The sequence below is a fragment of the Colwellia sp. BRX8-4 genome, from assembly GCF_014077345.1.
Taxonomy (GTDB): domain Bacteria; phylum Pseudomonadota; class Gammaproteobacteria; order Enterobacterales; family Alteromonadaceae; genus Colwellia_A.
The window spans coordinates 285491-311600 of record NZ_JACGVS010000003.1; the positions used below are offsets into that span (position 1 = coordinate 285491).

23 protein-coding genes are annotated in these 26110 nt (G+C 38.5%); 13 read left to right on the forward strand and 10 right to left on the reverse strand.

What is annotated here, in order from left to right:
* Window positions 1-169: 169 nt before the first annotated feature.
* From H4J56_RS04685 to glnS, 3 genes are all read left to right on the forward strand, one after another.
* Complete coding sequence (locus H4J56_RS04685) at window positions 170-826, forward strand: DUF1456 family protein (RefSeq protein WP_182215710.1); 657 nt, start codon at window positions 170-172, stop codon at window positions 824-826.
* A gap of 297 nt (window positions 827-1123) precedes the next feature.
* Window positions 1124-2974: a DUF885 family protein gene (locus tag H4J56_RS04690; protein WP_182230089.1), complete on the forward strand. Its 1851-nt coding sequence runs from the start codon at window positions 1124-1126 to the stop codon at window positions 2972-2974.
* 291 nt (window positions 2975-3265) lie between these two features.
* Window positions 3266-4936 (forward strand): glutamine--tRNA ligase, encoded by a 1671-nt coding sequence (gene glnS, locus H4J56_RS04695; protein WP_182215714.1) that lies wholly within the window; start codon window positions 3266-3268, stop codon window positions 4934-4936.
* A gap of 369 nt (window positions 4937-5305) precedes the next feature.
* Here glnS and trpA read toward each other — a convergent pair whose 3' ends face one another.
* From trpA to H4J56_RS04725, 6 genes are all read right to left on the reverse strand, one after another.
* Window positions 5306-6160, reverse strand: coding sequence for a tryptophan synthase subunit alpha (gene trpA, locus H4J56_RS04700; RefSeq protein WP_404842392.1), 855 nt, complete (start codon window positions 6158-6160; stop codon window positions 5306-5308).
* On the reverse strand, window positions 6157-7404 hold the full coding sequence (trpB, locus tag H4J56_RS04705) for a tryptophan synthase subunit beta (protein WP_182215716.1): 1248 nt from the start codon (window positions 7402-7404) through the stop codon (window positions 6157-6159). Before trpB ends, trpA begins: the two co-directional genes overlap by 4 nt.
* Before the next feature lie 93 nt (window positions 7405-7497).
* Window positions 7498-8886 carry a bifunctional indole-3-glycerol-phosphate synthase TrpC/phosphoribosylanthranilate isomerase TrpF gene (gene trpCF, locus H4J56_RS04710; RefSeq protein ID WP_182221554.1) on the reverse strand — a complete coding sequence of 463 codons (1389 nt, stop codon included), beginning with the start codon at window positions 8884-8886 and terminating at the stop codon, window positions 7498-7500.
* A gap of 1 nt (window position 8887) precedes the next feature.
* Entirely contained in the window at window positions 8888-9919 is a 1032-nt protein-coding gene (gene trpD, locus H4J56_RS04715; protein WP_182215719.1) for an anthranilate phosphoribosyltransferase, read from the reverse strand.
* Window positions 9912-10574: an aminodeoxychorismate/anthranilate synthase component II gene (locus H4J56_RS04720; protein ID WP_182230087.1), complete on the reverse strand. Its 663-nt coding sequence runs from the start codon at window positions 10572-10574 to the stop codon at window positions 9912-9914. Before H4J56_RS04720 ends, trpD begins: the two co-directional genes overlap by 8 nt.
* Window positions 10567-12231 carry an anthranilate synthase component 1 gene (locus tag H4J56_RS04725; protein WP_182258941.1) on the reverse strand — a complete coding sequence of 555 codons (1665 nt, stop codon included), beginning with the start codon at window positions 12229-12231 and terminating at the stop codon, window positions 10567-10569. Before H4J56_RS04725 ends, H4J56_RS04720 begins: the two co-directional genes overlap by 8 nt.
* Window positions 12232-12559: 328 nt before the next feature.
* On the opposite strand from H4J56_RS04725, the gene H4J56_RS04730 reads away from it, so the two are divergent.
* From H4J56_RS04730 to folD, 10 genes are all read left to right on the forward strand, one after another.
* Window positions 12560-13444 carry an RNase RNM gene (locus H4J56_RS04730; protein WP_182215725.1) on the forward strand — a complete coding sequence of 295 codons (885 nt, stop codon included), beginning with the start codon at window positions 12560-12562 and terminating at the stop codon, window positions 13442-13444.
* 121 nt (window positions 13445-13565) lie between these two features.
* Window positions 13566-14186, forward strand: coding sequence for an L-threonylcarbamoyladenylate synthase (locus H4J56_RS04735; RefSeq protein ID WP_070374004.1), 621 nt, complete (start codon window positions 13566-13568; stop codon window positions 14184-14186).
* A gap of 60 nt (window positions 14187-14246) precedes the next feature.
* Window positions 14247-15056, forward strand: coding sequence for a ScpA family protein (locus H4J56_RS04740; protein ID WP_182215747.1), 810 nt, complete (start codon window positions 14247-14249; stop codon window positions 15054-15056).
* Window positions 15053-15634 carry an SMC-Scp complex subunit ScpB gene (gene scpB, locus H4J56_RS04745; RefSeq protein ID WP_070374003.1) on the forward strand — a complete coding sequence of 194 codons (582 nt, stop codon included), beginning with the start codon at window positions 15053-15055 and terminating at the stop codon, window positions 15632-15634. The genes H4J56_RS04740 and scpB overlap by 4 nt, the downstream gene beginning before the upstream one ends.
* A gap of 110 nt (window positions 15635-15744) precedes the next feature.
* On the forward strand, window positions 15745-16605 hold the full coding sequence (gene rluB, locus H4J56_RS04750; RefSeq protein WP_070374002.1) for a 23S rRNA pseudouridine(2605) synthase RluB: 861 nt from the start codon (window positions 15745-15747) through the stop codon (window positions 16603-16605).
* 52 nt (window positions 16606-16657) lie between these two features.
* Complete coding sequence (rnd, locus tag H4J56_RS04755) at window positions 16658-17797, forward strand: ribonuclease D (RefSeq protein ID WP_070374001.1); 1140 nt, start codon at window positions 16658-16660, stop codon at window positions 17795-17797.
* Window positions 17798-17849: 52 nt separating this feature from the next.
* Window positions 17850-18140, forward strand: coding sequence for a YcgL domain-containing protein (locus H4J56_RS04760; protein ID WP_182215728.1), 291 nt, complete (start codon window positions 17850-17852; stop codon window positions 18138-18140).
* 10 nt (window positions 18141-18150) lie between these two features.
* Window positions 18151-19206 carry a lytic transglycosylase domain-containing protein gene (locus tag H4J56_RS04765; protein ID WP_182258942.1) on the forward strand — a complete coding sequence of 352 codons (1056 nt, stop codon included), beginning with the start codon at window positions 18151-18153 and terminating at the stop codon, window positions 19204-19206.
* A gap of 42 nt (window positions 19207-19248) precedes the next feature.
* Window positions 19249-19758: a YcgN family cysteine cluster protein gene (locus H4J56_RS04770; RefSeq protein ID WP_070373998.1), complete on the forward strand. Its 510-nt coding sequence runs from the start codon at window positions 19249-19251 to the stop codon at window positions 19756-19758.
* Window positions 19759-19893: 135 nt separating this feature from the next.
* Window positions 19894-20754 (forward strand): bifunctional methylenetetrahydrofolate dehydrogenase/methenyltetrahydrofolate cyclohydrolase FolD, encoded by an 861-nt coding sequence (gene folD / locus H4J56_RS04775; protein WP_182258943.1) that lies wholly within the window; start codon window positions 19894-19896, stop codon window positions 20752-20754.
* 4 nt (window positions 20755-20758) lie between these two features.
* Here folD and H4J56_RS04780 read toward each other — a convergent pair whose 3' ends face one another.
* The 4 genes from H4J56_RS04780 to H4J56_RS04795 all read right to left on the reverse strand — a co-directional run bounded on the left by H4J56_RS04780 (window position 20759) and on the right by H4J56_RS04795 (window position 25468).
* Window positions 20759-21199 carry a GNAT family N-acetyltransferase gene (locus H4J56_RS04780; protein ID WP_182215734.1) on the reverse strand — a complete coding sequence of 147 codons (441 nt, stop codon included), beginning with the start codon at window positions 21197-21199 and terminating at the stop codon, window positions 20759-20761.
* 80 nt (window positions 21200-21279) lie between these two features.
* Complete coding sequence (gene ilvN, locus H4J56_RS04785) at window positions 21280-21777, reverse strand: acetolactate synthase small subunit (RefSeq protein WP_070373995.1); 498 nt, start codon at window positions 21775-21777, stop codon at window positions 21280-21282.
* A complete protein-coding gene (locus H4J56_RS04790) occupies window positions 21777-23501 on the reverse strand; it encodes an acetolactate synthase 3 large subunit (protein ID WP_070373994.1) in 1725 nt (574 codons plus the stop codon). Before H4J56_RS04790 ends, ilvN begins: the two co-directional genes overlap by 1 nt.
* Window positions 23502-24187: 686 nt before the next feature.
* Window positions 24188-25468, reverse strand: a complete 1281-nt coding sequence (locus H4J56_RS04795; protein WP_259368153.1) for a GGDEF domain-containing protein — start codon at window positions 25466-25468, stop codon at window positions 24188-24190.
* Window positions 25469-26110: the final 642 nt, after the last annotated feature.

Consider the following 26110-nt stretch of genomic DNA (forward strand, 5'->3'; position numbering starts at 1 on the left):
TATCAAATAATGATTGTTAATAAGGCGTCTAAAACAGCGCATTATCTTAACATGAGTTATGGTTAAATTTTAAGAACGAGTAAATACTTTTTTGTTTAAAAAACTATAGTGATATAATAAGGCCCAGCTTTACATTGGGTAGAGCCTGCTGTGTTTTTTGGAGAGTTTCGTGACCAATAATGATGTTTTACGTCGTTTAAGATATACCTTTAATTTTAATGATCAAAAGATGATCGACCTATTTAATTTAGCAAAGTTAACGGTAAGTCGTGAACAAATCAGTTATTGGTTGAAAAAAGAAGATGATCCACAAGTTGTTAACTGCACCGATGTTCAGCTAGCAACTTTTTTGAACGGTTTAATTATTGACAAACGTGGCGCCCGTGATGGTGAAACACCGCCAGCTGAAAAACGAATGAATAACAATCTTGTGCTCAACAAATTAAAAATAGCATTAGCGCTGCGCGCAGAAGATGTTCTCGATATGATGTCTACCTCAGGTATACGTATGACTAAACCTGAATTAAGTGCATTTTTTCGTAAGCCCGATCACAAACATTACCGCGAGTGTAAAGATCAGTTTTTGAGAAACTTTATTCAAGCCATTGATACCAAATATCATGTTAATCGACCTGAAAAATTCACCCCAAAGCGTGAAGTTGAAACGGTAAAAAAACCTGAGTTACCAAAAAAAGACTATCAAACAGCTAAGCCTAAAGTGAGCAAAATATACATAAACCCCAATGCCACTAAAGCAACAGATAACGATGATAAACCTAAAAGAACAGTGTTAAAACTTAAGCCTTCAGATATTTATAAAAATTAGGTTTTAGGCGTGGTTATTTATATTCAGTAATTCTTGAGAATAAATTTTCCTTTGTTAATCATAAAAATATAAATTCTACTCTAATTGAAAAGAGCTTTTACCTCGGTATAAGCTCTTTTTTATGTCTTATAAAAAATAAAAAAGGTAAAGTTCCTTTTATCGTAATTACAATGCGATTTGTCGAACAGCTATTGCCAACACTATCATTTTTGATCAAGACTAGATAAAAGCATTTTAAATTCAGAACATTTACAGTTATTGTAATGTAACTATATATTCCTATAAAAAGAGATACTTATGACTTTCAAAAGTACATTACTGGTAGTGGCTATTTCTAGCTCATTACTTGCCGCTTGCACAGAACAAAAAGGTATTGATACACCACAAACAAGCTCAAAGGAAGCTGAGAAAAAAAGTGCGATTAAAGCACTGTCTGAATCAGAAAAAGCTAACCAAATATTTGATGCTATTTTTGATGAAGGTGTTGCACGAAGTCCGATGATGCAAACTTATTTAGGCATAAAAACAGATTATGATAAATGGGATGATATTTCAGAAGAAAACACGCTAAAAGAATTAGCGATTACTCATGAAAACCTCCAACGTGTTAAAGCCATCGATAGTCAAAAACTCGATGAGCAGACAATGATCAGCTATCACTTATTGGTACAAAAATTAGAAAATACAATTGCTGACCATAAGTGGCGTTTTCATAACTATCCTGTAAATCAAATGCGTGGCTTACACTCGAGTTTACCTGCATTTTTAATTAATCAGCATTCCATTAGCAATGTCAAAGAAGCACAAGATTATATTGCTCGAGTGCAGGGTGCTAAAGTACTTTTAGAACAATTAACGACACAACTAAAATTGCGTGAAGACTTAGGTATTATCGCCCCTAAGTTTGTTTTTCCTCACGTTATTCGTGACTCACAAAATATTCTTGCAGGTGCTCCATTTGAAGACGGAAAAGACAGTACGATTTTAGCTGACTTCACTAAAAAGGTGAATAAACTTGAGATCAGTACCGCTGAAAAAAGCACGCTCTTAGCAGAGGTTAATACCGCATTAATAACCAGCATAAAGCCTGGCTATCAACAATTAGTCAATTATTTAGAAACGCTAGAAAAAAAAGCAGACAATAGAGATGGCGCATGGAAATTTCCAGAAGGTGAAGCATTCTTTAATAATGCATTACAACGCACCACCACAACAGATTTAACCGCTAACCAAATTCACCAAACTGGCTTAAGTGAGGTGGCTCGAATTCACGGTGAAATGCGCGTAATTATGGAAAAGGTTGGCTTTGAAGGCGAACTTGGTGAGTTTTTTGAATTCATGCGAAATGACAAACAATTTTATTACGCTGCTGATGACGCGGGTAAACAACGTTACTTAGATGAAGCTGTTGCTTTAATTGATGATATGGAAGGACGTTTAGACAGTTTATTTTTAACCAAACCTAAAGCTAAGCTAAAGGTTAAAGCGGTTGAAGCTTTTAGAGAACAATCTTCAGGTAAAGCTTTTTATCAACAGCCTGCACCTGATGGCTCTCGTCCAGGAGTTTATTACGCTAACCTTTACGATATGCAAGCGATGCCAACTTATCAAATGGCAGCGCTTGCGTATCACGAAGGGATCCCTGGTCATCATATGCAAATAGCGATAAAACAAGAGCTAACAAATATTCCAAAATTTCGTAAATTTGGTGGTTATACCGCACACACCGAAGGTTGGGGTTTGTACTCAGAAATGATCCCGAAGGAAATTGGTTTATACCAAGACCCTTATTCTGATTTTGGTCGTTTAGCTATGGAGTTATGGAGAGCTTGTCGTTTAGTGGTTGACACCGGTATCCATACACAAAAATGGACGCGAGCTCAAGGTATTGAATATTATGTAGCAAATACGCCAAATGCTAAGTCTGACGCTGTAAAAATGGTAGAGCGCCATGTTGTTATGCCGTCACAAGCAACCGCATATAAAATTGGCATGTTAAAAATTATTGAGCTACGTGAACACGCTAAAGTCGAACTTGCTGAGAAATTTGATATTCGTGAGTTTCATGATGTGGTACTTCGTAATGGTCCAGTACCCTTAAATGTTTTAGCGCAATTAGTTGATACCTATATAGCGAATAAAAAATAGCGAATAAAAAAGCTTAAGCTAAAGTCTTATTGCAGTAAAAAATCTTTATAAAAGAGAAGTGCCGTTCGGTACTTCTCTTTTTTATGGGGATTAGGTAAATACCTATTGATGATAATCAGACGTTAATTGATTTTTCTAGGAATAAGCCGATATTTATTTAATTCTTAAGCAACTTTTGCCCTTAATGCGTAAAATTTATAATTTGCCGAGATAAGCGCTATTCCCTTTGATTAACAGTTGTTATAATGCCGAAAAATAACGTAGTTTAAATTCTTTTTAGAGGTTTTGTGGATGTCGGAAGCTGAAAAACGCCCAACAAATTTTATTCGTCAAATTATCGATGCGGATCTTGAAAGTGGTAAACATTCGAGTGTACAAACTCGTTTCCCACCTGAGCCCAATGGTTTTTTACATATTGGCCATGCGAAAGCAATTTGTTTAAATTTTGGCATTGCTCAAGATTACCTAGGCTTATGTAATTTACGTTTCGATGATACCAACCCTGAAAAAGAAGACATTGATTACGTTAACTCAATTCAAGAAGACGTAAAATGGTTAGGGTTTGATTGGGCGGGTAAGGTTCATTACTCCTCTGATTACTTTGATCAATTGCATGGTTTTGCTGTTGAATTAATTGAAAAAGGCTTGGCATACGTTTGTTTCTTAAATGCGGATGAAGCACGCGAACATCGTGGTTCGCTCAAAGCGCCAGGGAAAAATAGCCCGTATCGTGATACGAGTGTTGAAGATAACTTAGCACTTTTTGCCAAAATGAAAGACGGTAAATGTAAAGAAGGCGAATGTGTTCTTCGCGCTAAAATTGATATGACATCAAGCTTTATGTGTTTGCGTGACCCGATTCTTTATCGCGTTCGTTTTGCTCATCATCATCAAACAGCCGACAAATGGTGCATTTACCCGATGTACGATTTTACCCATTGTTTATCTGATGCTATTGAAGGTATTACCCATTCACTTTGTACATTAGAATTTCAAGATAACCGTCGTTTATATGACTGGGTACTTGAAAATGTATCGATTGATGTTGTACCACATCAATATGAATTTTCACGTTTAAACCTTGAATATACGGTGATGAGTAAACGTAAACTTCATACGTTAGTTGATGAAAAGCTTGTAAATGGTTGGGACGATCCGCGTATGCCAACGATTGCTGCTTTTCGTCGTCGCGGTTACACTCCGAGCTCATTACGTGAGTTTGCTAAACGTATTGGCGTTACTAAAATGGACAATACCGTTGAAATTGGAGTTTTAGAAGCTTGTATTCGTGAAGACCTCAATGACAATGCACCTCGTGCTATGGCGGTACTTGACCCGATTAAATTGGTAATAGAAAACTATCCAGCAGATCAAGTAGAAGAATTAACAGTAAAAAATCATCCAAGTGATGATGAACAAGGTACTCGCATTGTTCCTTTCGCCGCAGAACTTTATATTGAAGCGGAAGACTTTCGTGAAGAAGCTAATAAAAAATATAAACGTTTAGTACTTGATAAAGCCGTGCGTTTACGTGGAGCTTATGTTGTTACCGCCACACGTTGTGACAAAGACAGCGAAGGCAATGTTACGACCGTTTATTGTAATTATAATGCCGATACCTTAGGTAAAAACCCTGAAGATGGTACTAAACCAAAAGGTGTAATTCATTGGGTTGCTGCTCAGCAATCTATTGATGCAGAAATTCGTTTATACGACCGTTTATTTAATGTACCAAATCCTGCTGCTGCAGAAAATTTTCAGAGTGTGATGAATGAAGATTCGTTAATTACCATTAGTCACGCTAAAGTAGAACCATCATTGGTCAATGCTAAACCTGAACAAGCCTTTCAATTTGAACGCCAAGGTTATTTTTGTCGTGATAATAAAGACTCACAAGGTGATAAGTTAGTATTTAACCGTACGGTAGGTTTGCGCGATACTTGGGCTAAAATGGGTAACTAATTACCCTACTATTACGTTTAAAACCTTTATTTACTGGAATCTCACCGGTATATAAAGGTTTTTTTTTATCTAAATTTATACTTTAATTTTTTCATCATATAGCTTGTTTTGAATGGTATCGTAATTCTTAATATATTTAGGTGTGTGATTTTAAAGTTTAGATAACAGACGAGCTATTTTTGAAAAACTAACGAAGTTAAACGTCCGCTAGTGATAAATAATGCAATAGCGTTATATTTATTATTTAAACGTGATAGTTAATAAGATTTTATTAGCAAGTTAACAAAACATAGTGATAAAAATAAAGCCAGCTTATGTTAATTCAGCTGGCTTTATTTAATTTTATAGGTAATAAACAGGCGTTTTTTATTAACGCGTTGCTGCTTTCATTTCTTGAACAAAACGTGTTAATGCCGCCAACATTGCTTGGTTATCATCAAGATTATTTTCAATGATTTTAACCACGGCAGAACCACTTATTGCGCCAGCGGCACCCGTTGCAAGTGCTGCTTTAACTTGTTCTGGGTTAGAAATACCAAACCCTATCACGCCAGGTGAGGCATTATTTGCCTTTAGCTTTTCAATTAAGTGAATAGCAGGATTAGTGGCTTCTACCGATGCACTTTTAGGCGTATCCACACCCGTTACACCCGCACGACTTAATACGTAGGTATAGCCGTAGCTATATTTTGCAACCTGCTTTAATGTTTCTTCGCTGCCGTTAGGCGGAGCAATAAATATTGGCGCAACACCATACTTTAGTGCAGCAGCACGGAACGGGGCACTTTCACGCAAAGGTAAGTCAGCAATTAACACTGAATCAACACCAGCAGCAGCCATATCTTTATAAAAATCATCAATACCACGAGCAAAAACTAAATTTCCATAAAGTAGTAAACCGATTGGGATTTCAGGCGCGTAAGCACGAACTTTTGCTAAAATAGTTAAGCAAACATCAGTGTCTACCCCAGCGTTGAGTGCACGCAATGCCGCCATTTGAATAGTAATACCATCAGCACTTGGGTCTGAAAATGGAATACCTAATTCTAATGCATCTGCGCCAGCATCGATTAAAGCTTTGATTATTTCAAATGACTGCTCAATACTTGGATCGCCTACGGTCACAAACGGAATAAAAGCGCCTTGATTCTTTTTTGCTAATTCAGCAAAAGTTTGCTGATAACGTGTAGTCATCTGCTTGTTTGACGTTGTGTCTAAGCTCATTTTGCTTCTCCTTGAATTTTTGCTTCATTTTCAGCTTGTAACACTGTTTGCACATGCGCTAAATCTTTGTCACCGCGCCCTGATAAATTAACAAGAAATACTGTTTCCTCAGTAACCGCTTCCGCCATTTTAATCGTATGAGCAAGGGCATGTGATGGTTCAAGTGCTGGAATAATACCTTCATTCATTGCTAACAGTTTAAAAGCTGATAACGCTTCGTCATCATTAATAGGCACATATTGAGCTCGACCCGTATCTTTTAAAAAGGCATGTTGCGGACCAACAGCTGGGTAGTCTAGACCGGCTGAAACCGAGTACGACTCCTCTATTTGTCCTGATTTATCTTGCATAATATAAGTGTAGTTACCGTGTAACATACCTTTTGTACCGGCAACTAAAGTTGCACCATGTTGGTTGGTATTAACACCTTTGCCACCCGCTTCCACACCAATTAATTTTACACTGCTCTCTTTAATAAAATCATGGAATATACCAATGGCGTTTGAACCACCACCCACACAAGCAATGACATAATCTGGTAAGCGACCTTCTTGTTTAAGGATTTGCTGTTTAGCTTCTTCGCCAATCATTTTTTGAAATTCACGAACGATAGTTGGAAACGGGTGAGGACCTGCGGCTGTGCCTAACAAGTAATGAGCGTTTTCATAGTTTGCAGACCAGTCACGCAAAGCTTCATTTACGGCATCTTTTAAGGTGCCGGAGCCTGCAGTAACAGGGATAACTTCTGCTCCCATTAATTTCATGCGAAATACATTGGGTTGTTGACGTTCACAGTCTAATGCGCCCATATAAACTCGACATTTCAAACCTAATAGTGAACAAGCGATAGCTGTAGCTACGCCGTGTTGCCCAGCACCTGTTTCGGCAATAATTTCTGTTTTACCCATACGTTTAGCGAGTAATGCTTGGCCAAGGACTTGATTGGTTTTATGCGCGCCACCGTGTAATAAGTCTTCGCGCTTTAAATATATTTTAGCTAATGGATTTTTACATAAATTCCGGGTTAAGGTCAGGGGGGTCGGACGTCCCGCGTAATTTGTTAGTAGGTCATTAAACTCAGTTAAAAAGCTCTCGTCTTGTTGTGAGTCAATAAATGCTTGCTCTAACTGCTCAAGGGCAGGGACTAATAATTCACCAACAAACATACCACCAAATTCGCCAAAATAGGCTGGTAAAGTTGCTTTTACTTGGGTTGTCTCTTGTTTAATTGTTTGATCTGTCATTTTCTTTATTCCTAATGCTTTATACGAGTTACATGAATTAAGTGAGTTATTTATAGCGTATAAATATTCACTTAATTTGTGTGTTCGGTCTTATTAATAGTGTCTAATGGCGGCGAAAACTTGTTGAAGTTTTTCGCGGCTTTTAACGCCTGGGCTTGTTTCAACGCCTGAGTTGAGATCCAAACCAAATAAATCTAGTGTTGTTTTCTGGCTAACCGCCTGCGCTATATTATCGATAGACAACCCGCCCGCTAGAAAACAATGACTTAAGTCTTGCCCAGAATCGGCTAACGCTCGCCAATTAAAGGTTTCACCACTGCCGGCATTTTTGCCGTCTAAGACATAAAACTGCGCATTACTCATTAACTCAGGTACTTCGTCTTCGACCGGCAAAGCTTTCCAACTTTGGCAGCCTTTTGGAAGTAATGGCTGCAATGAAGCGATATATTGTGAAGTTTCATTACCATGAAGTTGCACCGCAAATAAGTTTAGCTTGTGTGCAAGTTTCGCCACTTCTTCAATGGCATGATTAACAAACACGCCAACGTAACGTAAAGAGGGAACCTGCTCGACAATCATTTTTGCTTGTTGTTCGTTAACATACCTTGGCGACTTTTCAGCGAAAATTAAGCCACCAAATTGTGCGCCGGCATCAACAGCACTTTGGGCATAGTCAACTTGTGTTAAGCCGCAGACTTTATTATTGCCATAAATGAGTTTACGACAAGCTAAATCAATATCATCTTCTGCCATGATTGAACTACCCACTAAGAAGCCATCAACTGCTGGCGCTAACTCGCGAACTTGTTCGTTGGTATAAATACCCGATTCAGATATAACGATGCGATCAGCAGGCAGTGTCGGCGCATAGTCAAAGGTTCGAGCGATATCGGTGGATAAGTCGCGTAAATCTCGGTTGTTAATGCCAATAAGTTTAGCGCCTAAATCAATGGCTCGATCGCGCTCTTCATCATTAGATATTTCAGTCAAGACCGCTAAGTTATATTGCTCAGCGATAGCAGATAAGTCTTTATATTCTTGGTCTGATAAAACGCTTAGCATCAATAAAATCGCATCAGCACCGTAATATCGCGCCAAATAAACTTGATAGGCATCAACAAAGAAATCTTTATTAAGTACTGGACAATTTACCGAGTCAGTCACTATTTTTAAATATTCAAAAGTGCCTTGAAAGTATTTTTCATCGGTTAAAACAGAAATAGCGGCAGCATATTTATCGTAAATCTGGCAAATAGCCTTAGGGTCAAAATTTTCGCGTATTAAACCTTTCGATGGCGAAGCCTTTTTACACTCTAAAATAAAGCCAGCATGCGCGTGACCTTTTTTTCTATCAAGTGCACCGTACATATCTTTTTGAGTGGGTACTAAAGTGTCAATAAATTCACTTAATGGAAAATCAATTTTACGTTGCGCTATTTCGATACGTTTATCAGCAACAATTTTTTCTAATACATTTGCCATGTTATGCCATTGCCTTTGAGTCTAAATTTGAGTTTGAAATCACGACCATATTTTCTAAAGTCGTTAATGCTTTACCTGAAGCTAATACTTCTCTTGCCATGTTAGCGGCTATTTTTAAATCAGTTGCTTTATCATGTAGGTACAATAATGCGGCACAATTAATAATGACAGCGGCATTATGAGCAGCCTTGCCATTACCACTAAGAATTGCGCGAATATAGTCAGCATTTTCTTGTGGCGTACCGCCCTTAATATCTTCTAATGTGTAACTGGGTAAGCCAAAATCAGCGGGAGAAATGGTTCGGCTTGTACACTGACCATTGGCTATCTCGCTAATTTGCGTTTCGCCGTGTAAGGCAATTTCATCTAAACCGCTACCGTGAACGACCCAACCACGTTTAACCCCAGTTAACAGTAAACTTTTTGCCATTACATCGATAAGCGCTGGTGTATAAACACCGAGTAACATGGTGCTCGGTGAAGCAGGATTTACTAATGGCCCTAATATATTAAATAAAGTGCGCACACCCATAGATTTTCTAACCGGAGCTGCATGTTTAAAACCCGGGTGATAAGCCGGAGCATATAAGAAACATAAATTTGTTTGCGCTAAACACGCACTTGCTGTCGTTGGCGACATCATTAAATTGACGCCAAAGGCTTCCAATAAATCTGCGGAGCCAGACATGCTAGAAACACTTCGGTTACCGTGTTTCGCCATTTTTAAGCCACATGCCGCGGCTAAAATTGCCGCGGTAGTTGATATATTAATGGTATTCGCGCCATCGCCACCGGTACCTACACAGTCAGCAACGTTATGCTCTTGCTGTGGAAATGGTGTTGCTGAGCCTCTTACTGCTAGGGCAGCACCTGAAATTTCGTTAGCCGTTTCGCCTTTTATTTTTAAGGCAGTTAATACACTTGCTAACAGTACGGGCTCAACTTCACCTTTGATCATATTTTTAAAAAAATCTTCAGCTTCAGTCTGACTAATATCATTTCCATCAACAAGTTGTTGTAAAATTTTACTCATAAGAACCTTCCGCTGCTTTGTGTGGTGAAGCCAGTAAATAATCAATAGTTTGCGCTAATAACGTGCCGCCATAAGTCGTTAGGATTGACTCTGGATGAAATTGAAATCCTAAGGCTACGTCCGTCTTATGCTCAATGGCCATTGGTAAACTGATTTGTTCAGATGTTATATATTCAGCAATAATATCAATGGTATTAGGGACTTCACTTGCTATCAGTGAATGATAGCGCGCCACAGGTAAGGGGTGATTTATCTGGTCAAAAACACCGGTTTGACGATGAGTAATACTCGACGCTTTACCATGGACAATTTCAGGTGCACGGATAACTTTACCGCCATAGTGTTCAACTAAGGCTTGATGGCCTAAACAAATGCCTAAGATTGGATATTTACCGGCACATTTGGCTATTAATGCCATTAAACAGCCGGCTTTATTGGGTTCTCCTGGACCGGGCGATAATACGAGTAATACTCGATCGGTGGATTTTTGCATTTGTTCAAAGATAAAATCTGCCGATAGAGTGTTTCGATAAATGGTCGGTTCAAATCCTAAACATTGAAATTCATCGACCAAGTTGTAAGTAAAAGAATCGAGGTTGTCGAGCATGAAGATTCTAACATTGCCATTAATAGCGGGTTCTTGATGACTATGCATGATTACTCTCCTTGCACGGGGTGTTTAGGTTAGCGCTGTCGCTACTCGGTGCGGCGGTGATCTCAACAGTAAACCGTTCTGCATGTTGAATGGCATTAATGACCGCTTGTGCTTTTTGCTTGGTTTCATTGGCTTCTGACTGGGGATCTGAGTCGTAAACAACACCGGCACCCGCTTGAACATGCGCGATACGGTGTTTAACAAAAGCAGAGCGGATAACAATACAGGTATCCATTTCACCGTCACCGGTTAAATAGCCAACCGCGCCGCCATAACTCCCTCGACGTTTGCCTTCTACTTCTCGAATTAATTGTGTCGCTTTTACTTTGGGGGCTCCCGATAAAGTGCCCATATTCATACAAGCCTGATAAGCGTGCAGAGCATCAAGATCAAGCGCTAAGGTGCCACAAACTCTAGAGACCAAATGCATAACATGAGAGTAACGGTCAACTTTTAATAAGTCAGCAACATAGCGAGTACCTGCTTGACTAACGCGGGCAATATCGTTGCGGGCTAAATCAACCAGCATAGTGTGCTCGGCTAATTCTTTTTTATCTAATCGTAATTCAAGTTCAATACGACTGTCTAAATCAAGTGAAATTGAACCGTCTTTATTAAGTCCGCGCGGACGAGTTCCGGCAATGGGATAAATTTCTACTTGACGATTTTTATGTTGATATTTTAATGCAGATTCTGGAGAAGCACCAAAAATACAAAATTCGCTGTCTTTTAGGTAAAACATATAAGGGCTAGGGTTGCTTTGCTTTAACGCTTTGTAAGCATTTAAGGTATTTGAGCACTTTAGCGTAAAGGTACGAGAAGGTACCACTTGAAAAATATCACCGGCGCGAATATTTTCTTTTAACTGATTAACCGTGTCACAAAACTGTTGATCTGAGATGTCGCTACTAACTTCACTTTTTTCAATCGGCTTGTCATAAGGTCTTTCTTGAGCAATATATTGTTGGGCCAAAATATTTTTTATATCGGCTAACCGTTGACGAATTGTCACTAGATTATGATTGGCCGCTTCTCCTGAAAAAATATTACCAATAACTTCAGTTGATTGCGCTTCATGATCGATAACCACAACAGTTTCAGCCAAATAATAGACGAAGTCTGGGCAGGTATTATCACCTTGGCTTACTGTCGGTAATTGCTCGGTCATCGACATCATATCAAAGGCGAAGACTCCACCTAAAAATATCGCAAAAGGGTGATTATTGCTATTTTTAAGCTTATTAAATAAGCGTAAACTTTGAAAAGGATTAATAGCGAGTAAGCGCGATTTTTCATCCAGTTGTTGAGTCAGTTCAGGGAAAATGGCGCTAAGTGTTTTATCTTTAACGCTTAACGTAGCGTGTTCAGCTAAATGCTGTTGCGCAAACTCAAGGGCCGATTGACCATTGTTTGTTAATGCTTCAAACGTAACAAGATTACCATGACAGGTTATTTTTAATGCCGCATCGGTAAGTAATAAGCTTTTTAATTGATGTTTTTTATCAATTTCAGCCGATTCTAATAATAAGTTATTGTCGCTGTTTTGGCTTAACTGGTGAAATATCGCCAGGGGATCGGTCTGATATTTAACGGTTTCTGATAGTGTGGTAACACTGCCAGTTTGCTTATCTATGGTAAGCGTATTCTGATGATTCATATTCTTTCCTAGCTTTTAACGTCTAATTTAAATTAATGGTCAACCTGCATAAATAGGCAATAGCCACCATATAAACCAACTTTTAACGCGCGTAATAATCATGTTTTTTCGCCATAGTACTTTAGCTTTGAGCTAAAAAGTAAAAAGCCCACTCATTATGAAATAAGCAGGCTTTTTGAATTTTTACGTACAAGTAAACATCACAACCCACTTATGCAGATTTATGCCACCAACAATTCATCGAAATAGTTTGTTTTACTTGTATCATTATTGTCTTCATCTCAGTAAAATTGCCTTAGCAATTAATTCCCCTATAGAAGAACCGATTATGACTGTATTGTCAACCTCTGATTTAGCTGATTATTATAGCCTACGGGTCGATTTGCACAGTCATACTAAATGTTCTGATGGAACACTGACGCCGCAAGAGCTTGTTGAACGGGCGGTTAACTTCCAATTGAATGTTTTAGCTATTACCGATCACGATACGCTTAAAGGTTTATCTATAGCTAAAGATTATATTCTAGAAAAAAATCATCCATTAACCATCATCAATGGCATCGAAATATCAACCAGCTGGCATGGTTTTGAAATTCATATTGTTGGCTTAAACATCGATGAAAATAATGAACAATTACAAACGTTAATTGCCAGCCAGCAAGCAGCAAGAGAATTACGTGCCACCACCATGGGTGAAAAACTCACCAAATGTGGCTTCCCTGGCATCTACGAGCAAGCGAAAGAGCTTGCAGGGCAAGGCTCTATAACGCGGGCACACTTTGCTAAAATATTATTGCAAGAAGGCCATGTTGATCATATGCAAAAAGCCTTTGATAAATACATTGGCAAAGGCCAACGCGCGTTTGTAAAGCCAAACTGGTGTTCTATTGAAGAAGCGATTGCCGCGATTCATCACGCCGGTGGTAATGCGGTGATTGCCCATCCGGTTAGATATGACTTATCAACCAAATGGTTACGCCGCTTAGTGGTGCAGTTTAAAGCGGCAAAAGGTGATGGTTTAGAAATAGTATTACCGCAAATGGCTAACGAACAACGAAAATTAATGCTAAGCTTTTGTTTAGAATATGATTTACATGCATCCATGGGCTCAGACTTTCATTATCCAACGCGATGGAGTGATTTAGGTCGTAATTTACGTATGCCCGATCAGGTGAAACCCATTTGGGATCTTTGGCCTAACGCCGTTAAGTGAGTTACTAAGTGAGCAAGATAAGTATACCCGAGCTAGTCGTAAGTGAGTAGTAAGCTTAACAACCGTATTAACACCTAAAGTAACACCGAAATTAACATCAACATCTTAGTGGAGAAAATTTATGAGTCAGTTTTTTTATGTACACCCAGATAATCCGCAAGGTCGTTTGATGAAGCAAGCGGCGGCCATTATCCAACAAGGTGGTGTTATCGTTTACCCTACTGATTCAGGCTATGCTTTAGGTTGTCATATCGGCGACAAAAAAGCGCTTGAACGTATTTGTAATATCCGAAATATCGATAAAGATCATAATTTCACCTTAGTGTGCCGTGATTTATCTGAATTATCTGAGTATACCCGTGTTGATAACAGCGCCTATCGGTTATTAAAAAGTAATACCCCAGGTCCTTATACCTTTATCTTTAAAGGGTCAAAAGAAGTACCTAAACGGTTATTAAATCCGAAAAGAAAAACCATAGGTATTCGGGTGCCTGATAATGCCATAGTGCAAGCCTTACTGGCTGAGCTGCAAGAGCCTATTATGTCGACAACGCTAATTATGCCGGGTGAAGAACGAGCAGAGTATGACCCTGAGCACATTCGCGATATTTTAGAGCACCAAGTTGATTTAATCATTAATGGTGGGCACTTGGGTGAGCACCCAACCACCGTCATTGATTTTTCTGATGATGAAGTGAAAGTTATTCGAGTCGGTGAAGGCGACCCAAGCCCCTTTGAATAACTACAACTTATTATGGATTAATAACGAGTGAGTCAGCCCGCTAATTCAAAAGAAAAAACTATGCCACGAGAGATGGTTCAGCAAGTATTACCGCTGGCATTGATCCGTGGTGAAGTGGTGGTTAATAAGCCAAAAGATTTATTTATTCCGCCTGATGCCTTAGAGGTTATTTTAGAGTCATTTGAAGGACCACTTGATTTATTGCTTTACCTTATTCGTAAGCAAAAATTTGATATTCTAGATATGCCTATTGCGCCCATTACCACACAATATATGCAATACATTGAATTGATGAAAGAAATTAAAATGGAATTAGCGGCAGAATACCTAGTCATGGCTGCCATTTTAATGGAAATAAAGTCACGTTTATTATTACCAAAACAAGCGGTAGCTGATGAGGATGAAGACCCACGTGCCGAATTAGTACGTCGTTTACAAGAATATGAGGTGATCAAAAGTGCTGCACAACAACTTGATCAAATTCCTCGTCTTGAACGTGATTTTTTTCAAGGGAATGTTGAATTATCTGAAGATTTTCAAGCCGCCGTTTTTCAGGCTGATGTCGACTTAAGTGAACTTGTTAGTGCTTTACAAGGAGTACTTAAACGTACCAAAGCACTCGAACATCACCATATAGAAAAAGAATCTTTATCAACCAGAGAGCGGATGTCATCAATATTAGCGCAGTTAAAGTGTGCTGCCGAAAATAGCTCAGCTTTTGTTGAATTTAGCGCTTTGTTTACAGTCGTTGAGGGCAGACAAGGTGTTGTGGTAACTTTTTTAGCTATTTTAGAGTTGATCAAAGAAAGTTTGATAGAATGTGTACAAACTACCATTTTTGGTCAATTAAGAGTGCGTTTACCAGTATGACAACTGTTGAAAAAATAAAAATAGCTAAACTTATTGAAGCGGCTTTTTTTGTTAGTGATGGACCTTTGAGTGTTAAGCAAATAAAAACAGAGTTATTAGTTAATTATCAGCTAAATCACCAGCAAATTCGTGATGTCATTGGTGAATTGGTGATAAAATATAAAAATTCAGGGGTTAACTTGGTGCAGGTTGCTTCAGGTTACCGATTTGAAACGATTAGTGAGCTTAATGAAGACTTAGCTATTTTTGTTGCTAAGCTCACCAAAGAAAAAACGCCTAAGTATTCGCGAGCACTTTTAGAAACGCTTGCCCTTATTGCTTATAAACAGCCAATAACCCGCGGCGAAATTGAAGAGATTCGCGGAGTAGCGGTAAGTAGTTATATAATGAAAACATTATTAGAAAGAAACTGGGTGAAAGTGGTTGGTAATAAAGAAGTGCCTGGGCGGCCATCGTTATATGCGACCACAAAAGCATTTTTAGATTATTTTTCATTAACTTCATTAAGCCAGTTACCCGAATTATTGCCTATGGCTGATTTAGGCGCTATAGATAAACCTTTGCAAGCATTGGTTTAGTTATAGCAACAGCACCCGTATTAATAAAAATATACAAACACTATTTATTTTAGAGACAGCAACGTAGCGGAAAACACCGTGAAGTTACTGACGTAAAGAGAGTTAAAGCCATGTCTGAAAAATTACAAAAAGTCCTTGCCCGTGCCGGTAAAGGTTCACGCCGTGAAATGGAAACCTTCATTAGTGCTGGTCGTATCAGTGTTGATGGAAAAACCGCTTTTTTAGGGGATCGCATCGAAGGAAGTGAGCAAATTCGTCTTGATGGTCACATCGTTAAGTTAAAACCTAAAGAAGACGATTTATGTCGTGTCATTATGTACAACAAGCCCGAAGGCGAAATGTGTACCCGTAAAGATCCTGAAGGCCGTCCAACGGTTTTTGATCGTTTACCGCCACTAGAGAATAGTCGCTGGGTTGCTGTTGGTCGATTAGATATTAACACCTCGGGTATGCTGTTATTTACCACAGATGGTGAGCTTGCTAATCGTTTAATGCATCCTTCACAAAAAGTTGAACGTGAATATGCAGTGCGTGTCTTTGGCGAAGTCAATGAAGCCATGCTGCAAACATTGCGTGCGGGTGTTAAATTGGAAGATGGACCGGCGAAGTTTCAAAAGATCACTTACAAAGGTGGTGAAGGCCGTAATCATTGGTTTCATGTGGTACTTTCTGAAGGGCGTAACCGTGAAGTTCGCCGTTTATGGGAAAGCCAAGAAGTTCAAGTCAGCCGTCTAATTCGTGTGCGCTATGGCGATATGGAAATGAAACGACAATTACCTAATGGTGGTTGGACTGAGTTAGCTTTACCTGAAGTCAATTACTACCGTAAATTAGTGGGTTTGCCTGTTGAAACACAAAGCAAAGTAAAAGTGGACGAAAAAGTGATGGATAATGCCAAAAGCCGTCGTATTCGCCGCTCAGTGAAAAAACATCAACAAAGAAGTCAACAAGCAACGCGTCGTCGCCGTTAGTCTTTTGTTGATATTGTTGCATAAGCTGTCATTAATTTTTTAAGGGATAAACTTGAATAAAACTTACGTAGAAGATCATGCCTCATTGGTTGTACTTTGTCAGAAACTTGCGCAAGCAGACTTTTTGGCAATAGATACCGAATTTGTTCGTACTCGTACCTTGTATCCTAAATTAGGTCTTATTCAAGTGAACGACGGGGAAAATTTAGCGTTAATTGACCCCGTTGCGATAGATGATTTATCACCCTTTTGGCAGCTACTAACCGATGAAAAAATTTGCAAGGTACTGCATGCTTGCTCAGAAGACTTAGAAGTTTTTCTGACTGCGGCAAATTGTCGTCCGGTTAACTTAATTGACAGTCAAATAATGATGTCGTTTCTTGGTCATGGTTTATCAATGGGCTATGCCGCAATGGTCAACCATTATCTTGATATAGAAGTTGATAAGTCAGAGTCTAGAACCGATTGGATGAAGCGTCCTTTAAGTGCTAAACAGCTTGATTATGCGCAAGCAGACGTCGAGTATCTATTTCAACTTTACCCGCGTATTCGTGATGAACTTGAGCAAAAAGGCTGGCTCGATGCTGCGCAGGAAGAAAGTGATTTACTGATAGAGAAAAAATTTACGCCTATCGATGAAAGTAAATTATATCGTAATATCAAGTTAAGCTGGAAACTTAGCGCCAAGCAACTGTACATCTTGCAACACTTAGCCAGTTGGCGTTTTCAGCAAGCTAAGAGTCGTGATATGCCGATAGGCTTTATTGCTAAAGATCACACCTTGTTTGCTTTAGCGGTTCATAACCCTGATAACGTTGCGGTTATGGCCAACCTTGAAGGCGTCGAAATGCTTGATGTTCGCCACAAGGGCAAAACAATGTTGATGGTTTTAAAAAAGGCTGAGCAAGAAGATTGTGGTCAATACCCAGAGAAAATTTTTCGTCTTGATGAATATCCGGGTTATAAACAAATCTTTAAGAAAGTGAAAAACTTTGTCGCTGAACAAGCGCTAAACGCTGAACTTACCCCTGAAAATTTAGCCTCGAAAAAACAAATTAATCAATTTTTGTCATGGCATTTTAAATTACATAATGCGCCCGAGTATAGTGAATCGATTGATATATTGTCGGGCTGGCGTAAAACCTTGTTCGGTGAGCAATTAAATTTATTCGCTAAAAATGATTTTAAATAAACTGTCTATTAGGCATTTTAAAACACTACAACTAAAAACATAGGTCTACTTTATGCTGTGTACCATTTATAAAAGTACTAAAAAAGCGCAAACATATCTTTTTGTTAAACAACGTAATGATTTCTCATCAGTACCGGCACCCTTGATGTCGATTTTTGGTACGCCAACACTTGTTACTGTGATGAATTTAGCAAAAAAAGAAAAGCTGGCACTAGCAGACATTGAAAAAGTAAAAGCAAATTTAAATGAGCAAGGGTTTTACTTACAGCTTCCACCACCCGTAGAAAACTTACTTGACCAACATAAAACGGAAATGAAAATAAAAAATAACAATGATGATTAAGGAGTGTTACATGTCGTTTTGCTTTGATATTAAAAAATATAGTGTGCTAATGAGTTGTTGTATTTTGCTTTGTTTAACTAGCTCTGCTCAAGCGGCAAAAAAAAATCTAAGCGCAGCGGGTTTTGAGATATATGTTGCCACACTCAAAGTAGAAGCGCTGGACAAGGGCTATGACACGGCACTTGTTAATAACGCCTTTTCACAGGTCAAATTTCACCAGCGTGCGGTAAAAGCCGATCGTTCTCAGCCAGAAACTGTTGAAACTTTAGATACTTATTTACCAAAACGTGTTCCTGACTGGAAAGTTAATAAAGCGCGTGCACTGTATAAAGAACATTTACCCTTGTTAACAAAAATTGGTAAAGAATATAACGTTCAACCCCGTTTTATCGTGGCGTTATGGGGGTTAGAAACAAACTTCGGTAAAATCATGGGTAATTATAATGTTATTTCGGCATTAACCACGCTTGCGTATGAAGGCCGCCGTGAAGTGTTTTTTAAGAAACAACTTTGGGCTGCGTTAACTATTGTTCAACAGGGACATATCAGTGTTAAACAGATGAAAGGCTCTTGGGCGGGTGCTATGGGGCAAAATCAGTTTATGCCAACCTCGTTTGTTGCTTTTGCGGTCGACGGAGATGGCGATGGCAAGAAAGATATCTGGGGCAATTTAGACGATGTGTTTTCGTCTATGGCTAACTATCTTAAAAAAGAAGGTTGGAGCGACGAATTAACTTGGGGTAGACAGGTTAAATTACCAGCAGATTTCGATAAGTCGTTGGCTATCCCTAAAAATACGGGTAGTCGAGCAAACTGGTTAAAAGCTTGGGAAAAAACAGAAAAAACCTTAGCACAGTGGCAAGCTTTAGGTGTTAGGCGTGCCGATGGTACTCACTTACCTAAAGTCGACATTAAGGCTGCACTAGTATTTCCTGATGACGAGAATGGCCGTGTTTATTTAGCTTATAATAATTATAAGAGTCTAATGCATTGGAATCTATCTTATTATTTTGTTAGCTCGGTCGGTCATTTATCAGACAGAATAAAATTTCCACCTATTCAGTAAAATTCATTCGATTCACCAGAGAAAATAAAAGAGAAGATATTTATGAGCGAACAAGCTCCTTTTTGGCAAACCAAAAAATTAGAAGAAATGAGTCGACCTGAGTGGGAGTCTCTTTGCGATGGTTGTGCTAAATGCTGTCTAAACAAGTTTATTGATGATGATGAAACAACCCAGGAAACTGAGTTACTGCCAACCACTTATATCAACGAAGGTGAGCAGATTCATTACACCAATATTGCTTGCCATTTACTGAATGAAAAAAGTTGTCAATGTTCAAAATACGAACAACGTACCACTTTAGTGCCTGATTGTGTGCGCTTAACACAAGAAAATTTAGACGGTGTTTTTTTCATGCCGCCTAGTTGTACCTATCGTCGTCTAAAAGAGGGACGTGGCATGCCTTCGTGGCATCCACTGCTTAACAACGGCAAAAAGACAGCCATGCATAAAGCGGGGATGTCGGTTCGAGGAAAAATAGTTAAAGATGACGATGTAGCGATAGAATATTTTGAAGATTTCATTGTTTCATGGCCGCTAAATGATATCGATTAATTTTATGCTTTGCTTTCCTCTATCTAAAAGGTAAGTGCAAAGAGTGATAGCAACAAGGGTTGACGGCTAACGCTCAATTCAGTCGTGACTCGTTGCCCAAATTTCTAACGCTAATTCTAATAAAGTGAAATATAGATGATCATTGATGGTAAGCAGGCAGCTGCTGATTTACGAAAAACACTAACGCTTCAAGTCGCCCACCTTAAAAAAGATAAGGGAATTGTACCAGGCTTAACTGTGGTACTCGTTGGGGAAGACCCAGCAAGTGAAGTTTACGTGCGTAATAAAATAAAGCAGACACGTGATGTCGGCATGATTTCTAACGAAATTAAATTGCCTCATGACACTAGCCAAATACAATTATTAGCCGAGCTGCAACAGTTAAATAGTGATGATGCGGTGCACGGTATTTTAGTACAATTACCCTTGCCAAAGCACATTGATGAAAGCGTTATTATTGCGGCTATTGCTCCGCATAAAGATGTTGATGGTTTTCATGCGATGAACTCGGGTCGCTTGTTAAATGGCGAGCCAGGCGCATTAGTGCCTTGTACGCCGCAAGGCTGCATTATATTGGCTAAAAAACATTTAGGCGAAGACTTATCAGGATTGCATGCGGTTGTCATTGGTCGCTCTAATATCGTTGGTAAGCCTGTTGCTTTGTTACTTCTACAAGAAAATTGCACAGTAACCATTGCTCATTCCCGCACTAAAAACCTAGCAGGTATTTGTCAGCAAGCCGATATTCTAATTGCGGCGGTTGGCCGAGCTAATTTTGTTCAAGCCAGTTGGGTAAAACCAGGCGCAACTGTTATTGATGTCGGTATTAACCATATAGAAGATGAGAACGGCAAAGCTAAACTCGTTGGTGATGTCGACTTTGCTAATGTTGCACCGGTTTGTGGTGCGATAACACCGGTACCGGGTGGCGTTGGCCCAATGACCATTGCCTGCTTATTAAAAAACACCCTTATAGCCGCAAGCACTAATGGTTAATTTTCTATAAAATAAGCGGCTTACAAGTGAAAGCTAATAAATTTTTTTTAGCTTTCTTTACTCTTAGAAATCTTCCTAGCAGTGGCTCAGGTAATTGTTGTTCAGATATTTTTTCAAAGCCATTTTGCAGATAAAAGTGATTTAGCGTTTCATCAGCAAAACAGAAGATTTCTTGGTGTTGATGTTGAGTGAAAGCAGAGGTTAATAGCTGTGAGGCTAACGTTTGTTGTCGAAAGGCCCGTTCAATAACCAATGCATGTAAAAACGATTGTTGGCTATTTTCTGACAGCGTTGAAATTATAACCGCGCCAATAATCTCTGATGAGCACTTAAGCAAGTAAGCGTTGTCTAAACCCATTAGGCCTGCGCTGTAATTTTGCTGTTTATAAAAACGCATCAGTGATTTTTTATCACTTTTAGTTGCGAGAGAAAAAGTCGTTTTCATTATCTGTCTTTTGATGATTGGCTGCTCATTATAAAACAAAAAACCAAGCAGGTTGCTTGGTTTTTAAACTTCAGTGTTCGTTATATCCTAAGCGCTTTTTCACCACGGGCAATACCGACACAGCCAGAACGCACCGATTCAATTATCTCTGTTTCATTGGCGAGTGTCGTGATAAAAGCATTAAGCTTTTCAGCATCGCCGGTTAATTGAATGGTATAAACTTGCTTACCAATATCGATAATTGAACCCCTGAAAATATCGGTAATACGCTTAACTTCAGTGCGTGATTTATCATTCATCGCCAAAACTTTGATCAGCAGTAGTTCACGTTCAACATGGCTACGCTCGGTTAAGTCGGTAATTTTGATGACATCAATGAGTTTATTAACTTGTTTGACGATCTGCTCTAGTACTCTATCGTCGCCTCGTGTTGCTATAGTAATACGCGACAAACTTGGATCTTCAGTGGGAGCCACTGTCAAACTTTCAATATTAAAGGCTCGTTGAGAAAATAAGCCAACAATACGTGATAAAGAGCCCGGTTCGTTTTCTAATAAAACAGCTAAAATTCTGCGCATTATGCTTTTACTCCTTTTTTTATCCACATATCATCAATTGCGCCCAATCTTATCTGCATTGGGTAAACATGTTCGTTTTCGTCAACTAATACATCTACAAAAACTAAACGATTTTTAATCGCAAAGGCTTCGGTTAGCTTATCTTCTAATTCATCTAAATGGTTTATCTGCATACCTACATGACCATATGATTCAGCAAGTTTTACAAAGTCAGGAAGCGACTCCATATAGGAAGATGAATGACGACCGCCATAAACCATATCCTGCCATTGGCGAACCATACCTAATGAGCGGTTGTTTAATGAAATAATTACCACAGGTAAGTTGTACTGTAGGCAAGTTGAAAGCTCTTGAATATTCATTTGAATAGAGCCATCACCCGTTATGCAAATAACATGACTTTCAGGGAAGGCTAATTTAACCCCCATAGCAGCAGGTAAGCCAAAGCCCATTGTGCCTAGACCACCAGAGTTTATCCATTGGCGAGGTTTAGCAAACGGGTAGTATTGTGCGGCAAACATCTGATGTTGACCGACATCAGAGCAAACATATGCTTCACCTTGGGTAATTTTATACATAGCTTCGATAACACGCTGAGGTTTTATTTGGTCTCCTTCTTGGACATAAGCTACGCGGTTAATGTCGCGCCAGTTATTAACTTCTTGCCACCACTGCATTCTTTCTTCTTTATTAGGCTCGAAGTCTGTTGCCGCTAATTCATCTAATAACTGTTGTAACACGACCTCAAGTTGGCCAACAACCGGGATATGAGCATTTATGGTTTTCGAAATAGAAGTCGGATCAATATCAACATGAATTATCTTGGCATCGGGACAAAATTTCTTAACATTATTTGTGACACGATCATCAAAGCGAGCACCAAGTGCAAGAATGACATCAGCATTTGCCATCGTTTTGTTGGCTTCAACTGAACCATGCATGCCTAACATACCAATATAGTTTTTATGAGTGCCTGAAATGCCACCTAAACCCATTAAGGTATTGGTAATTGGGGCATCTAACTTTTCAACAAGTTTTGTTAACAAGCCTGATGCATTGGCGATAATGACACCACCCCCGGAATAAACAACCAGCTTTTTAGCCGTAGTCATCGCTTTAACGGCTTTTCTTATTTGTTTAGGGTGACCCTTAATGCTTGGATTGTATGAACGCATCTTAACATCAGTTTCAATATGAAATTCGCCCATGCTGGTTGGCATTAATAAGTCTTTGGGCAGCTCAATAACCACAGGTCCCGGTCTTCCAGTGCTGGCAATATAAAAAGCTTTAGCAATAATATTAGGGATATCTTCAACCACCCGGCAGTTAAAGCTGTGCTTAACGATGGGACGAGAGCAGCCGACAATATCAGTTTCTTGGAAGGCATCATCGCCAATAAGTGTGGTCGGTACTTGTCCTGAAAGCACCACCATAGGAATTGAATCCATGTAAGCGGTCGCAATACCCGTTATACAGTTTGTTGCCCCAGGACCAGATGTGGCAAGTACGACACCTACCTCGCCGGTGGCCCGAGCAAACCCATCGGCCATATGAGTTGCCGCTTGTTCATGACGTACTAAGATATGCTCAACGTCTGTTTGCTGAAATAAGGCATCGTAAATATCTAAAACAGTACCACCGGGGTAGCCGAAAATGTACTTCACGTCGAGTGCCGCTAATGCTTTTACTACCATCTGTGCACCAGTGAATTGCTTCTTTGTCATGAGCTTGCCTTCTATAAAGTATGGTTAAACTAAGTTTCAACAATAAAAAAACCCTCGGTCTTGTGCAGAGCGAGGGTTTATTGTATTTGTTATTTAATAACTTTTCTTACACACAACACCAACTCCGCAATGGTTTAATGACCACGACGACAGAGAGGAGTGTAATGAGTAAAAATGTAACATTCATTGTAAATTGAATCCGAAGAAAAGTTATTTATGCCTCTATTTTTAAGATGTTTTGCTCTATCTGTCAATAAATTATTACGATTTAAATGAATATACTCATAACATTTTAATTCTATCTTAATGATTTAGGTATAAGTCCATGCTAGCGACGTTGCTTTTTTATCATTAATTAGCGGTGTTTGGCCTGCAACGATTTAATTTTATGAGTATCTGAATAAGCTAAATAAAGATCGAAACAAATGGGGCAGTAAGTTTTTATTTATTAATAAAGTACCAGAGACACTCTAAATAAAGTTGGAACCTGACTTCAACTGGCATAAATGAACCTTAATCATCATTCAAAACACATCCTGAAATGACGGTGTTAACGTCTTCTGCGTTCTCGTTGTTTGCGTTAGCGACTGGTTTTTTTTTAGGCCAGCTGATAGTAAATTGCTAACATTAGTTTATAAGCTACTAACAGCAAATCAGAGCCTATTGCAGTCGATAGAGTTTTATATTTAGCCTACAATGCTTGGTACAAATTCTTTATCTGTAATAAATTGGTTTCTTCCGTTATTTTTAGCTGTATAAAGGTGCTCGTCAGCTCGTTTAAGTGCTGATTTAAACAACTCATTTTGGTTAACTTTGGTGTAGCCGATACTGACAGTAACCTTTTTATTTTCCCCTAAAAATGAAAATTTTTGTAATTCTATAGAAGCTTGAAGACGCTTTGCTAACCTGTGCATACCAACTTTATCTGTACCGGGAACTATAACTGCAAACTCTTCTCCACCTATACGACCCAATGTATCCTGCTTACGTAGGCAATCATTCATTGCTTTTGAAATGACTTTCAACACTTCATCACCAGCATCATGGCCATAGTTGTCATTAATGGATTTAAAATTATCAAGGTCTAGCATCATTAAACCTAGCACGTAAGACAAACGTCTAGCTCGACCCAGCTCTTCATCAGCTTGCTTAAAAAAAGCATTTCGATTGGCGATACCAGTTAAATGGTCGGTGAATGCTAGTTTTTCAAGTTCGCTTTTAGATTTTTCTAATTCTTCAGTTCGTTGAGCAACTATATTTTCTAGTGAACTTGCATGTTGATATATTTGTTTTCCCATTTCATTAACAGATATTTTTAAGTTATCTAATTCATTATTCTTTTTGCTCTTAGGATTAATTTTTAAGGGAGTGAATGGGGATGTTGGATCATAAAGAGCAAACCAATTAGATATTTCTTGTATGTGTCTAATTACTAACTGATGAATAAAAAGTAAGATAAACAACGATACAATAAAAGTTTTAATTCCTTGAGAAAAGACGATAAGAAAAAGTTTATCTACAACTTTATTTTCTGCAATTGACAAATTTGCAACTAATTCAAGTAAAATAGGATTTCCAAAATTATTATACCCATCGGAGATGATTAAACCAAAACCAAAGGTTTCATTATTTATCGGGTGCTCACCTGATTCCATTTTTATGGCATTTTCCACACCATCTATCTTTGTCTTTATTCTTGCTCTAGAAATACTTTCAAAATTTACGATGCTATCTAAGGTTTCTTGAAGAGCAGGATCATTAAAATCATATATTTGTAAATTTAATATGTCTTTATATGAGTGAGCCACTTCTTCAATGTTAATATCAAGTATTCTTTTTTCATATTCATACTCGATAATTAATTGTATGGATATTGATATGACAGAACATATTCCACTAATTAATAAAATACGATACAGAAGGTCTTTGGATAATTTGCCTTTTAAAAAACTAGAGGTAATTGCCAATCTCCTAAAAAAATTAAAACTAATGGATTTATAATTACATTATGTATTTATAAAAGCTAGTACAAATTAGACTCAATAAAGTTATGTGTATTAACAATTATAATGTGTTTTTTATGCAAAAGTTACTATGCCACCCATGATAATGCTACAAAATAATAATGCTCTGAAACACTGCTATCCATTGGTCAACAACAAGGCATGTACTTCATCTTGTAAGTCTTTGCCTATCGACTTTTATAGATGTTGATCAAAAGTTACTATGCCACCCATGATAATGCTACAAAATAATAATGCTCTGAAACACGCTATCCATTGGTCAACAACAAGGCATGTACTTCATCTAGTAAGCCTTTGCCTATCGACTTTTATAGAAGTCGATCAAAAGTTACTATGCCACCCATGATAATGCTGCACAATAATAATGCTCTGAAACACGGCTATCCATTGGCCAACAACAATGCATGTATTTCATCTTGTAAGCCTTTGTATATCGATTTTTATAGATGTTGATTAAATGAGTGAATTTCAGGCAAGCTTTACTTCTCCCCCAAGGTAGCTGTATTTTTCTTGCTGTCTTAGTATGTAGTTATGTTTACGCGCTATTCAAACAAGCTTGGGCATTTGCTTTACCGTGTGCGCGCT